This is a genomic window from Roseibium sp. JB4-4 (assembly GCF_055693425.1).
Window position 1 is genome coordinate 3,142,352 of record NZ_CM146333.1, and the last position, 12,343, is coordinate 3,154,694.

General features: G+C 56.1%; 10 protein-coding genes. 7 read left to right on the plus strand and 3 right to left on the minus strand.

Features of this window, described 5'->3' with window-relative positions:
* Window positions 1-139 precede the first annotated feature (139 nt).
* A complete protein-coding gene (locus ACZ1HV_RS14675) occupies window positions 140-1,318 on the plus strand; it encodes a pyridoxal-phosphate-dependent aminotransferase family protein (RefSeq protein WP_472715579.1) in 1,179 nt (392 codons plus the stop codon).
* Between the two features lie 70 nt (window positions 1,319-1,388).
* Here ACZ1HV_RS14675 and pap read toward each other — a convergent pair whose 3' ends face one another.
* A complete protein-coding gene (gene pap / locus ACZ1HV_RS14680; protein WP_298821612.1) occupies window positions 1,389-2,861 on the minus strand; it encodes a polyphosphate:AMP phosphotransferase in 1,473 nt (490 codons plus the stop codon).
* 219 nt (window positions 2,862-3,080) lie between these two features.
* Here pap and ACZ1HV_RS14685 point away from each other — a divergent pair, with 219 nt between their 5' ends.
* Window positions 3,081-5,117 carry a bifunctional DedA family/phosphatase PAP2 family protein gene (locus tag ACZ1HV_RS14685; protein WP_298821614.1) on the plus strand — a complete coding sequence of 679 codons (2,037 nt, stop codon included), beginning with the start codon at window positions 3,081-3,083 and terminating at the stop codon, window positions 5,115-5,117.
* Here the strand turns inward: ACZ1HV_RS14685 and ACZ1HV_RS14690 are convergent.
* On the minus strand, window positions 5,098-6,165 hold the full coding sequence (locus tag ACZ1HV_RS14690) for a DUF1176 domain-containing protein (RefSeq protein ID WP_472715580.1): 1,068 nt from the start codon (window positions 6,163-6,165) through the stop codon (window positions 5,098-5,100). The two genes, ACZ1HV_RS14685 and ACZ1HV_RS14690, sit on opposite strands and share 20 nt — an antisense overlap.
* A 183-nt stretch (window positions 6,166-6,348) precedes the next feature.
* Between ACZ1HV_RS14690 and ACZ1HV_RS14695 the strand changes: the two genes are divergently transcribed.
* From ACZ1HV_RS14695 to ACZ1HV_RS14715, 5 genes are all read left to right on the plus strand, one after another.
* On the plus strand, window positions 6,349-6,777 hold the full coding sequence (locus ACZ1HV_RS14695; RefSeq protein ID WP_472715581.1) for a YeeE/YedE family protein: 429 nt from the start codon (window positions 6,349-6,351) through the stop codon (window positions 6,775-6,777).
* A 4-nt stretch (window positions 6,778-6,781) separates the two neighbouring features.
* The gene (locus ACZ1HV_RS14700; protein WP_472715582.1) at window positions 6,782-7,219 is read left to right on the plus strand and encodes a DUF6691 family protein; all 438 of its coding nucleotides are present in this window, start codon (window positions 6,782-6,784) and stop codon (window positions 7,217-7,219) included.
* A gap of 32 nt (window positions 7,220-7,251) precedes the next feature.
* A complete protein-coding gene (locus tag ACZ1HV_RS14705) occupies window positions 7,252-8,145 on the plus strand; it encodes an MBL fold metallo-hydrolase (RefSeq protein ID WP_298821622.1) in 894 nt (297 codons plus the stop codon).
* A 104-nt stretch (window positions 8,146-8,249) separates the two neighbouring features.
* Window positions 8,250-9,920, plus strand: a complete 1,671-nt coding sequence (locus tag ACZ1HV_RS14710; protein WP_472715583.1) for a bifunctional protein tyrosine phosphatase family protein/NAD(P)/FAD-dependent oxidoreductase — start codon at window positions 8,250-8,252, stop codon at window positions 9,918-9,920.
* Window positions 9,921-9,997: 77 nt separating this feature from the next.
* The gene (locus tag ACZ1HV_RS14715) at window positions 9,998-11,782 is read left to right on the plus strand and encodes a SulP family inorganic anion transporter (RefSeq protein ID WP_472715584.1); all 1,785 of its coding nucleotides are present in this window, start codon (window positions 9,998-10,000) and stop codon (window positions 11,780-11,782) included.
* An 8-nt stretch (window positions 11,783-11,790) separates the two neighbouring features.
* Here the strand turns inward: ACZ1HV_RS14715 and ACZ1HV_RS14720 are convergent, their stop codons facing one another.
* Window positions 11,791-12,273, minus strand: coding sequence for a hypothetical protein (locus ACZ1HV_RS14720; RefSeq protein WP_472715585.1), 483 nt, complete (start codon window positions 12,271-12,273; stop codon window positions 11,791-11,793).
* Between the last annotated feature and the right edge of the window lie 70 nt (window positions 12,274-12,343).

Here is a 12,343-nt window from a genome sequence, read left to right on the forward strand (position 1 = left end):
GGCAGACAATCAACACCCACGTTCAGCATTGTTGCGGTCTTGACGGATAGGGCTGTAGCGACAATTTTGGCATCCGCCTTCAAACCAACCCTTCCAATAAATCCGTTCTGACCTCAGCTGGAAAAACAAGGATCTCCCCGTGACGCTGCGCAATGGCAAAGAGTTTTTGATGATCCCCGGCCCGACGAATGTGCCCGACGAAGTGCTGCGCGCCATGCACCGCCCCGCCGTGGATATCTACGAAGGGCCTTTGTTGGAAACCACTGATTATTGCCTTGCCAAGCTCAAGGAAACATTCCGAACCCAAGGCAAGACCTACATCTACGCCTCCAACGGCCACGGAGCCTGGGATGCAGCCTTGTGCAATACGCTTCGGCGAGGCGACAAGGTATTGGTGCTGGAATCAGGCCGTTTTGCACTCGGCTGGGGAGAAGCTGGAGAAATCAATGGGTTGAATGTCGAAGTCTTGCCGGGCTCCTGGGAGAAGAGTGTGGATCCCAAACGCCTTGAAGAACGTCTTGCCCAGGACAAGTCGCACGAAATTCGGGCCGTGCTGGTGGTGCAAGTCGACACGGCGTCTGGTGTCTGGAATGACATCGCTGCTCTGCGACAAGCAATTGATGCCGCCGGACACCCGGCCCTATTCATGGTCGATACCATTGCCTCGCTTGGCTGCATGCCTTTTGAAATGGATGCCTGGGGAGTTGATGTCGCGCTCACCGGATCCCAGAAGGGTCTGATGTGCCCTCCCGGGCTCTCCTTTGTCGCTGCAGGACCAAAAGCAGACGAAGCTCACAAGTCTGCAGACCTCAGGACCAACTACACTGACTGGACATTCCGTCAGGGAGCAGAACATTACCAAAAATACTGCGGAACGCCGCCAGAGCACCTTTTGTTCGGTTTCCGCAAAGCGCTGGAATTGCTTTTTGAGGAAGGCCTGGAAAATTCCTGGCATAGGCATGCGCTTTTAGGTGAAGCGACCCGCCGAGCAATTCAGGTGTGGTCGGAAGGCGGCGCTGTGAGCTTCAACGTCAGCGAACCACCCGCTCGCTCCAACAGCGTCACGGTGCTCAAGATTGGAGAGGGAAATGCAGCCGCACTGCGCGAGTTTACCAAGGAAGTCTGTGGCGTGACCGTCGGGGGCACTATTGGAGACCTTTCCGGCAAGGGTATCCGGATCGCGCATATGGGTCACGTCAATGCGGTTATGCTGCTTGGCACCCTTTCAGTTGTTGAACTCGGGTTTCAACGGCTCGGAATTCCGCATGGCAAGGGTGGTACTCAGGCAGCCATGGACTATCTGGCACAGTCGCTTTGACCTTTTAGCAACGGCATCCGCGTGTTTGCGAGTTCACCAAAGTCGCCAAGCGCCGCACTTGCCTTGCAAATCACTTCTCCAGCCGGTCGTCCAGCCGTTCGCAAATTGTTTTGAGGACTTTCACCCGGGCATGGCGCTTGTTTTCGGACGAGACAAGTGTCCAAGGGGCATAGTGCGTAGACGTCCTGTCGACCATGTCTCCTGCTGCGATCGCATACTGATCCCATTTCAATCGGTTGCGCCAATCCTCGTCGGTGATCTTGTGCTGCTTGTAGGCCGTATCTTCCCGCGCCTTGAACCGGCGCAACTGCTCATCCTCGGAAATCGCCAGCCAGAATTTGCAGACGATAAACCCGAAATCCGTCAGTTCCTGTTCGAATTCGTTGATTTCGTTGTAGGCCCGCAACCAGTCTTCATGACCTGCAAAACCCTCAACACGCTCAACCAGAACGCGCTCGTACCAGGACCGATCAAAAATCGCGAAATGACCTTTGCGCGGTAAGCGCCGCCAGAACCGCCAAAGATAGGGACGTGCCTTTTCCTCATCGGTTGGGGCCGAAATGGGATGAACCTTGTAGATACGCGGGTCGAGTGGGCGGATCACACGGCGGATAGCTCCACCCTTGCCGGCTGCATCGTTGCCCTGAAAGACAAGAACCACGCCTGTTTTGGTCATGGCCTTGCGGTCTGAGAGCTCCGACAGGATCGTCTGGTAACGTTCCCGCTGTTCCACATATTCGGCTTTTTCGAGCGATTCGGTCAGGTCAATTGTGTCAACTGCAGTCTCGCGTGTCAGACCACCGACGACCGGCGGGGCTGCGACGGATCTTGGCTCACCATCTTCGAGTTTCAGCTTCATTGACCGGGCAACGGTTTGAGCCAAGGCGACATCCCGGTATTCAGGATCCTGCGAGGGAATCACGAACCAGGGTGCATATCCCTTGGAGGTCTCAAGAATGATTTTTTCACCTGCTTCACTGGCCTTCTTGTGATGCTTGAGCGCCGCCCAGTCAGCAAGAACATGACGGGCGGCATGCTTCTTTGAGATTGAAGCGAGACGCTTTTCCTGCTCTTTTTTGGGCAGGTAGAACCAGAATTTGAGAATGAGCACGTCTTCGTTGGACAGCATCTCTTCAAAGCGGCGGATTCGCACCAGTGCCTTTTCAAAAGCGTCTTCGTCGATCCGCTTGTAAATCAGATCACGCAAGATCGACTGGTACCAGCTGCCGAAAACGATGGCTGTTTCGCCCTTTGCTGGCAAATCGCGCCAATAGCGCCAAAGCGGTGGGCGCAGCCGCGCTTCGTCCATCGGTTCACCGTAAGCGTTGCAAACAAGATGACGGGCGTCCATCCAGCCATAGAGCCTGGCGACAGCCTCACCCTTGCCTGCCCCGTCCAGACCATCGACCAGAATCAGCGTGGAAAAAGACTGCTTTTCAACGACCGGCAGCTGCGCTGACAGCAATGCCTCACGGATCTCCGGCTCCATTTTCTTGAAAGTCTTCTTTGTCATTTTCTGCGGTAAACGTGCTGATTCAAACATCAAAGCCTCCAGAAAAAGCATGGCGCGCGCGGCGTTGAGCACCCGCATGTTTAGAACTCTGCTTCACGTCAGAGCAGATGAACAACGTGAGAAACCCATTTTTCGCTATTGGATGAACGCATGTGCGCTTATATGAAGCAACAGTTGATACCGCCACGAAAGCAATGTCGGGCGGTTTCTGCAATTGATTTTGATACCTGATCCAACAGACAGATTTCTGTGACCGAATTTCTTGATCCAGTTCTGACGTTCATAGCCGAAAACCCATCTCTGGCAGGCATAATCTGTTTTCTGGCCGCCATGGGCGAAGCTCTGTTCATCATCGGATTGTTCGTCCCGACAACCGTTGTTCTTGTGGGGGCTGGAACACTGATTGGGCTCGGCAATCTGGATCCGGTGCCGATCTTCATTTGGACCACGCTCGGCGCGACCGCGGGCGATGCCATTTCCTACTGGATTGGCTGGAAGTTCAAAGACAAGATCAGAAAAATGTGGCCGCTTCGAAATTATACCCACATGCTCGACAGCGGCGAGGCATTCTTCAAACAGCATGGCGGCAAAAGCGTCTTTATCGGACGCTTCGTGCCGGGAGTGAAATCGGTGGTTCCCGGCATTGCAGGCATGGCGGGCATGAATTTCTCCCGCTTTACTGTCGTGAACGTCACATCTGCATTTGCGTGGGCGGTAGCACATCTGGGACCGGGTATCATTGCAGGGTCCGCTCTGAGTGCGATCGGCGAAATCAGCGGCCGCCTTGCGCTCGTGCTCGGTGTCCTGCTCTTGATCATCTTCCTGGCTGTCATGCTTGGCCGCTGGCTGATCCTGATTATCCTGCCTCTCTTTCCGAACGCCCATGCGGCAATCGTCAGCTGGTTCGCAAGGCACCGGAATCCGGTGTCACAATGGATCGCTCGAAACTTCGACCCGGCACACCCACGATCAAGCGGCATGCTTGCCTCCGCCTTGTTGCTGCTGATCAGCATGCCGGCATTTTTCTGGGTCGTAAGCGAGGTTGCCCCCGGCGAACCGCTGGTGCGCGCCGACCTTGCAATCTTGAATCTTTTCGACAGTCTGCGCACACCGGCCGGCGACAAGATCATGGTTTTCATGACGACGCTCGGCGACGGGATCGTGGTGACCGCTGTCGCGGTTGTCGTCGCAGGTTATCTCTTTGTTCGAAAAGCCTGGCGGCGCGGCATCGGCTTTGTTATCGCAATGGCCGGCACCGCAATGTTCGTGCCTTTGTTCAAACTGCTTCTGCATCGATCAAGGCCGATCGAACTTTATAGTGGGGCCGACGCCTACAGCTTTCCAAGCGGTCATGCCACGCTCAATGCGGTTCTTTTCGGCATTTGCGCCGTCTTGGCTGCTCATGACCTCAATCGATGGGCAAAAGCCGCCATATTCACCATTACCGCTGCCTTCGTGATTACGATCGGCTTTTCACGGGTCTATCTCGGCGCGCATTGGATGTCCGACGTGCTGGCGGGCCTGCTGTTCGGAACAGCCATGGTGTCTGCGTTCGCTTTTGTATTCGGTCCAATTCACAATGAAAAAATTGGCCAGTTGACGATAGGCTCCCTTGTGGTTCTCACACTGGCGGTTTTTGGAGGATGGCATCTGTCGACAAGCTTCGATCAGGCGCTCGTGACCTATCAACCCCGCGACCACAAGGAAATCATGACCGCCACCAGTTGGCGTGAGGGAGGCTGGATGGCCCTGCCGGCCAATCGGATCGAATTGAATGGCGACAGGGAAGAGCCCTTGGTCATCCAGTATTCGGGCCCGCTTGGATCCTTTGCAACTGCCGCGGAAAAACACGGCTGGCAACAACCGCCGAAATGGTCCCTGACAACTGCAGGCGGTTTCGTAGAAGGCAAGACGCCACCCGACTCACTCCCCATTCTGCCGCGCACTCAAAACGGGCGTCAGCCTGATCTTGTGCTTATACGCAATGACGACACGGGAACAGAGAGCGGACGATGGGTGCTTCGCCTCTGGCCAAGCCGCTACGAAATCCTTGACGCAGGCCAAATCAGCCCGCTGTTCGTCGGCAGTGTCGTGCATGAAGACATCCTGCGGCCGATGGGTGAGTTTTCAGGCCCAAGGACCGATGTTCATATTCCGGACCCTGCCGATAATCCCGCGCTCCTCGTGTCAGGCGCCATGACCCGCAAACGCGTGGACGGAACCGAAGTCGTGCTGGCCGAACAGCCAACCAATTCGGTCAAACCTGTCAGTACGCCTGAAAAATAAGCGGCCAATCCTCCGGTGCCATTTCGATACCGTCGCACTCAGACTTCTCTCTGAATTCCAGAAGTTCGAGCTCCAGAACTTCGCCCGGGGCATCTATCAGCCGGTGAACACGGTAGCTGCCGCAATCACCAACACCACGATTGAGGCTGGTCGTACGGATGAACCCTTTCGGACCGAGAATATCCGCATTCATGGCCTGGTAGGTTTCACCGTCTTTACCGGGAGGATTGGGCAACGTCAGGAGATTGCCCCAGCCCTGTGGCGGGTTTTGCGTGACCACAAGCGCTGTTGCGGCCTGATAGGCAGCCGAGATGCAGGGCACTTCCCAAAGCAGATAGTAGTCATTGATGACATATCGTGCGCCACCCCAGGCGTGAAACCCGTCGACATCGCATTCATCACCGGCACTTTCACGCACAAGCTGAACGGCTTCCGGTGGCAATTGAGACATATCATCCAGGATTGTCTGGCGGCCGATCGGAATACCGTTTGGCGGTCCCGGCACTCGCGTTTCAGGTTCGCGGACTGGCGTTGCCTTGGCCGATTGCGCAAGCGGCTGTAGGCACCCCAGATGGCCTTTTGCACTGGCAACAAACGGGACCTTACCCTTCTGAATGACGGTCATATCGGCATCTTTGATCCGATAGAGTTCACCTGAAAGTCCCACGTCATTGAACTCGACATGTACCCGGATTTCCCGGTCTTCAGTGGCATAGAAGTACTGCGAGGCAAGGCCGTTGATACTCTCGCCTCCCTCCGCCAAACGGGAGAGCGCGTAAACGGTTTCACCTATCTTGACGCGGGCCGGGCCCTGGTAGCCGTTATTTGCCGCATTGGCATGAAACAGAAAAGCGTACCGGTCCGCATTCGGATCCCTGTCACCTTGCCAAAGTGAAAAACGACACCGATCAATCCCCTGTTCGATATCTTCCTTGCCGAAAAGCTTCAAAGAGACCCTGATATCGTCATCTGCGGCCAGGGCCATGTTTCCGCCAGCCGCGTATATGGCAAGCATGCATGCGGTCGACAAAGCCCGATTGATCGTCATCTGCGCCCCTCCCCAGGTCGTCGCATCATCTGCGTAACAGCATTCAAGGCAGGTTGCCGCAAATTCCGACATGCTGCCAGACTGTTCTTTTTAACCAGTCTCCCTTTTGGTTGATGTCGAAAGTCACTTGCTACTTTTTTATTATATTCATATATTCGAACATATAGTAACAAAGGGCTCATCATGACCGAATTCACACCCCTACTCAGCTTCGGCGGCGGCGTTCTGATCGGCCTTGCCGCAGTTGCGCTGATGGCCGTTCACGGCCGTATTGCCGGCATCAATGGCATCGTCAGCGGCTTTCTGACCACGCAACTCAACCAAGACTGGGCGTGGCGAGCAGCCTTTCTGGCCGGCATGATAGCAAGCCCGCTGATCTTTCTTGGTCTCAGCGGTCAGCTTCCAGCAATCTCCATCCCGTCTTCACCTCTGCTTCTGGTCGTCGGCGGTTTTCTGACCGGCGTCGGCACAACATTCGGCTCGGGATGCACCAGCGGTCACGGCGTGTGCGGAATGTCCAGGCTGTCCGGCCGTTCATTTGTGGCGACCGTGACCTTCATGGTGACAGCTGCGACCACCGTTTATCTGACCAGGCACGTTTTCGGAGGCTGATGAAATGAGACTTCTATTTGCATTCTCCTTCGGCCTCCTCTTCGGATGCGGCATTCTGATCTCCGGAATGGGCAATCCGGCCAAGGTTCTGAACTTCTTCGACGTGGCCGGAACCTGGGATCCGAGCCTCGCCTTCGTGATGGGAGGTGCCTTGCTTGTCACCGCAATCGGCTACCGACTGATTTTCCGCATGCAACAACCGCTTTTGGCACAGGCCTTCACACTTCCAACAAAGCAGGATCTGGACACCAGACTTGTCGGTGGTTCGGCCGTTTTCGGCATCGGTTGGGGGTTGAGCGGCTTCTGCCCGGGCGGTCTGGTCCCGGTCCTGGGGATTGGGCTGATGGAACCCTTGATGACATTCGCTGCGATCATCGCAGGCATGCTGGCAGCAAGATGGGCAATCTCGACACGTTATCGGACAGACACGGCGCAAGCCTGATCCAGGCAGCGACAAGCTTTAGGGAGATGAACATGAGCACATCGAATTACCCGGTCGACATGACCCGCACACCGGAGGTCAAAGCTTTCTTTGACCCGGCAACGAACACAATCAGTTACGTGGTCAAGGACCCGGCCACCAAGGCCTGTGCGGTTGTCGACAGCGTCATGGATATCGACTATGCGGCTGGCAGGATCACGTACGATCATGCCGACGAGATCATTGCCTATATCCAGGAAAAAGACCTGAAGCTGGAATGGCTGATCGAAACGCATGTACACGCGGATCATCTTTCTGCCGCTCCCTACATTCAGGAAAAGCTCGGCGGAAAGCTGGGTATCGGCGAAAAGATCACTGTTGTTCAGGAAACCTTCGGAAAGGTGTTCAACGAGGGCACCGAGTTCCAGCGGGACGGAAGCCAGTTCGACAAACTGTTCAAGGACGGCGACACCTATCAGATCGGTGAGCTGACTGCGTTCGTGATTTACACGCCCGGTCATACACCTGCCTGCATGGTTCACGTCATGGGCGACGCGGCCTTTGTTGGGGACACGCTGTTCATGCCAGATGGCGGTTCTGCCCGCGCTGACTTTCCGGGCGGCGATGCCGCAATGCTCTACGATTCCATTCAAAAGCTGCTCGCCCTGCCGGACGCCATGCGATTGTTCATGTGTCACGACTACGGCCCGAATGGCCGGGACATTCAATGGGAAACGACTGTTGGCGACGAAAAGGAACACAACATTCACGTCGGTGGTGGCAAGACGAAATCCGAGTTCGTCAAGTTCCGCACGGAACGCGATGCCGTATTGGACATGCCGAAGCTCATTATTCCCTCGCTTCAGGTGAATATGCGCGCCGGCCAACTTCCTCCGTCGGAAGACAATGGCAAAACCTTCCTGAAGGTGCCGGTAAACGGCCTCTGAAACCCGGAGAACGAAGAACGCCAACCCGCATCTCCTGAGCGAGGGGATGCGGGAAGGCGCAAGCTGACGATTTTCAGTCGGTGCCGACAGGAGGCGGCAATCCCATGAAACCCATCAATGAACGCATCTCGGTAGCCCCGCAAATCCGCCCGCAGGATCTGGCAGACATCGCACAACAGGGATTTCGATCCGTGATCTGCAACAGACCGGATGGAGAAGGTGCGGACCAACCGGTGTTTGAGGAAATCGAAGCTGCTGCGAAGAAGCTCGGGCTGGAGGCGCGCTATCTGCCAATTGTTGCCGGCAAGGTGCAAGACGAGGATGCGGACGACTTCAGCAAATTGATGGAGGAGTTGCCAAAACCGGTTCTGGCCTACTGCCGCACAGGAACTCGCTCGGCAACGCTTTGGTCGTTGTCGCAGGCCGACACGCTGCCATTGGCCGACATTCTGTCACAGACAAAGGTAGCCGGTTACGACATGGCCGGCGTCGTGCGCCGGATTGCAAATGGCGGGCGGACACCGACGGATGCGGTGGAGGATGCAAGGTTCGATATTGTGGTTGTCGGCGGCGGAGCTGCGGGCATTTCGGTTGCCTCCAGTCTTCTTTCCAGGAAAGCCGATCTGGATATCGCCATAATAGACCCCGCAGATGTGCACTACTACCAGCCAGGGTGGACCATGGTCGGCGGCGGGGTCTTTCAAGCCTCCGATACGGCACGGACCATGGGATCGCTTATTCCGAAAGGCGTGCACTGGATCAAATCGGCGGTTGCCGCCTTCGAACCGAAGGACAATGCCATCCTTCTCGATGGCTGCCGTGTGGTGAAATACGGCCGCCTGGTGGTTTGTCCGGGCCTCAAACTGGATTGGCACAAGATCGAAGGCCTGGTCGACACACTCGGCAAGAACGGTGTCACATCGAACTATCGATACGATATGGCTCCCTACACCTGGCAGCTGGTTCAAAAGATGCAGGAAGGCCGCGCTGTCTTCACGCAGCCGCCCATGCCGATCAAATGTGCCGGTGCCCCGCAAAAGGCGATGTATCTGTCAGCAGATCACTGGAACAAGGCAGGACGGCTTGGCCAGATCGATATTCAGTTCATGAATGCCGGTGGCGCTCTGTTCGGGGTCAAGGACTATGTTCCCGCCTTGATGGAATACATAAAGCTTTATGACGCCGACCTGAATTTCTTCCACAACCTGATCGCCATCGACGGGCCCTCCAAAAAAGCGGTTTTCGAAGTAAAAGCCCCAGACACGGAGCCCAAGCGAGTTGATGTCGAGTTTGACATGATCCACGTGACACCACCCCAAGTCGCGCCCGATTTCGTCCGGGTTTCGCCGCTCGCCGATCCGGCAGGCTGGATCGATGTCGACCAGTCGACTCTCAGGCACAAGACGTTTGAAAATATCTGGTCTCTGGGCGATGTCATGAATGCGCCGAATGCCAAAACCGCGGCAGCTGCACGCAAACAAGCACCAGTGGTGGCTGAAAATATCGTTTCCGACATACAAGGTCATAGCGCCACGGCCCAATATGACGGTTATGGATCCTGTCCGCTTACGGTTGAGCGCGGCAAGATTGTGCTTGCCGAGTTCGGTTATGGTGGAACACTGTTGCCGAGCTTTCCGCGTTGGCTGGTGGACGGGACCAGGCCAACGCGGACTGCATGGCTCTTGAAGGAGCGCATTTTGCCACCCGTCTATTGGCGCGCCATGTTGCGCGGCAAGGAATGGATGGCAAAACCTGAAAAGGTCAGTGCTGCCTGACCGCTGTTGAAGAGTACTGTCCAAACCTCCTTCGAGCCGGTTTTCCGGCTCGTTTTTTGCTCTCAAAAAGGTACATGATGATCCGGTTTCAGCGATATTTGCCCGTTCTTGACTGGGGCAGCCGCTACGACAGGGCGACGGCAACCAGCGACCTTGTTGCCGCGGTGATCGTGACGATCATGCTGATCCCGCAGTCGTTGGCCTATGCGCTGCTTGCGGGACTTCCACCGGAGATCGGGCTCTACGCTTCCATCCTTCCTTTGATCGCCTATGCGATTTTCGGCACCAGCCGGGCATTGGCCGTCGGTCCCGTTGCCGTTGTGTCGCTCATGACTGCTTCTGCAGTGGGTGAATTTGCACAGCAAGGCACTCCGGAGTACCTGGGCGCAGCTATCGTGCTGGCTTTTATCTCGGGCCTGATGCTTGTGCTCATGGGGCTGTTCCGCTTGGGGTTTCTGGCCAATCTTCTCAGTCACCCGGTCATCTCGGGTTTCATAACCGCTTCAGGTCTTCTGATTGCCTCCAGCCAACTGAAACATATTCTCGGTGTTCCAGCCCATGGTCATACGCTTTACGACATTGTTCTGTCGATCGCGTCCCACCTCAATGAAGTCAACTGGATCACCTTCGCCATCGGGTCCGCAGCGACGATTTTTCTGTTCTGGGTCCGGAAAAGCCTGAAAAAGATGTTGCTCGGTCTGGGGCTGAAGCCCTTTCTGGCCGACATCCTGACCAAGGCCGGCCCGGTGGCGGCCGTTGCTGCAACGACGACCCTTTCGGCGGCCTTTCAACTGGGGGAGCACGGCGTCAGGATTGTTGGTGATATTCCTTCCGGCTTGCCAGCGCCACAACTGCCGTCCTTAGACAGCGAGCTTTGGCTGGCCATGGCCGGTCCGGCGCTCCTGATATCGGTCATCGGTTTTGTGGAGTCTGTTTCTGTCGCTCAGACGCTGGCGGCCAAGAAACGCCAACGCATTGAACCGGATCAGGAATTGATCGGCCTCGGTGCATCCAACATAGCTTCGGCGGTCTCCGGCGGGTACCCGGTCACCGGCGGCTTTGCGCGCTCGGTGGTCAACTTCGATGCTGGTGCTGCAACACCTGCAGCCGGCGCATTCACTGCCGTCGGTATCGCGCTTGCGACGCTGTTTCTGACACCACTTCTGACCTATCTGCCACAGGCCACACTTGCAGCCACAATCATCGTCGCCGTTCTTTCGCTTGTTGATTTTGGCGCTATTCGAAGGACCTACGCCTATTCCAAAAGTGACTTTGCGGCCATGGCGGCCACCATCCTTGTCACTCTGTTTTTTGGCGTCGAACAAGGCGTGGTGACTGGCGTCGGCCTGTCGATAGCACTTTATCTCTTTCGTTCCAGCCGACCTCATACTGCGATCGTCGGGATCGTTCCAGGCACTGAGCACTTTCGCAATGTCGACAGGCACAAGGTCATTACCAGTGACAGCGTTCTGACTTTGCGGGTGGATGAAAGCCTCTTTTTCGCCAATTCAAGGTATCTGGAGGATCGGGTCTACACCCTGGTGGCAGAAAACCCGGATATAGACCATGTGATTCTGATGTGTCCCGCGGTGAATGCCGTTGATGCCAGCGCGCTGGAAAGTCTTGAAGAAATCAATCTCCGGCTCTCGGATTCAGACGTCACTTTTCATCTGTCGGAAGTCAAGGGGCCTGTTATGGATCGATTGAAGCGTACTGATTTTCTGGATCACCTGACCGGTCAGGTGTTCTTGAGCCAGTACGACGCCCTGTGCGCCCTTGATCCCCTCACGGCACATATCGCGGAATCGCGCACGCCCAAGAAAACGGCTCCATCAGCCGTCTGGTCGGGACCCGAGATCTAGTTTCCGGGTCAGTTGCTTTTCTGGGACTGCAGGATCGGGATGATCTTGCGGCAAAACCTGAAGTGAACGGGTACTTTTTCGCCTTCCTGCACGAGCAATCCATCTGAGCCACGCGGCTGCACGGTCACCAACTCGATGGATTCGCCGCCATCGTTCGAAAGGCAGTTGATTGCAGCACGCTGGGTCATGCGCCCGCTGCGTTCGGCTCCATAGACCTGGCAAATCCTGCCCGGCGTTTCCAGCAATCCCCGATAGATCACCAAGGCCGAGCCCGGTTCGCTTCGATCGACACGCGGCACAGGGCAGTTTTCCAGTTCACGAACCCAGATCCCCTGGGCGAATTCGGCAAATCTCAAGTCGAGCGTCTTGCCCTGCAAAAGCGGGGCGGATTTGGGCACCTGGAAAAGACGATCTCCCTTGCCCGCATGCGCCGCAGAAGAAAGGGCAGCGAACAGGCTCGCCAGAAAGACAACATTCAATAGTTTTCGCAAGCGCCAGTCCCCTCCCGGTTTGGCATGTCCAATCGGTCAACACGTTCATGTGTGTGCATTCCGAAACGAC

Excerpts from the sequence above, each read along its gene's own strand:
- ACZ1HV_RS14705 (WP_298821622.1), top strand. The coding sequence starts at position 7,252 with ATGAGCACATCGAATTACCCGGTCGACATGACCCGCACACCGGAGGTC.
- ACZ1HV_RS14695 (WP_472715581.1), top strand. The coding sequence starts at position 6,349 with ATGACCGAATTCACACCCCTACTCAGCTTCGGCGGCGGCGTTCTGATC.
- ACZ1HV_RS14710 (WP_472715583.1), top strand. The coding sequence starts at position 8,250 with ATGAAACCCATCAATGAACGCATCTCGGTAGCCCCGCAAATCCGCCCG.
- ACZ1HV_RS14715 (WP_472715584.1), top strand. The coding sequence starts at position 9,998 with ATGATCCGGTTTCAGCGATATTTGCCCGTTCTTGACTGGGGCAGCCGC.
- ACZ1HV_RS14700 (WP_472715582.1), top strand. The coding sequence starts at position 6,782 with ATGAGACTTCTATTTGCATTCTCCTTCGGCCTCCTCTTCGGATGCGGC.
- pap (WP_298821612.1), bottom strand. The coding sequence starts at position 2,861 with ATGTTTGAATCAGCACGTTTACCGCAGAAAATGACAAAGAAGACTTTC.
- ACZ1HV_RS14690 (WP_472715580.1), bottom strand. The coding sequence starts at position 6,165 with ATGACGATCAATCGGGCTTTGTCGACCGCATGCATGCTTGCCATATAC.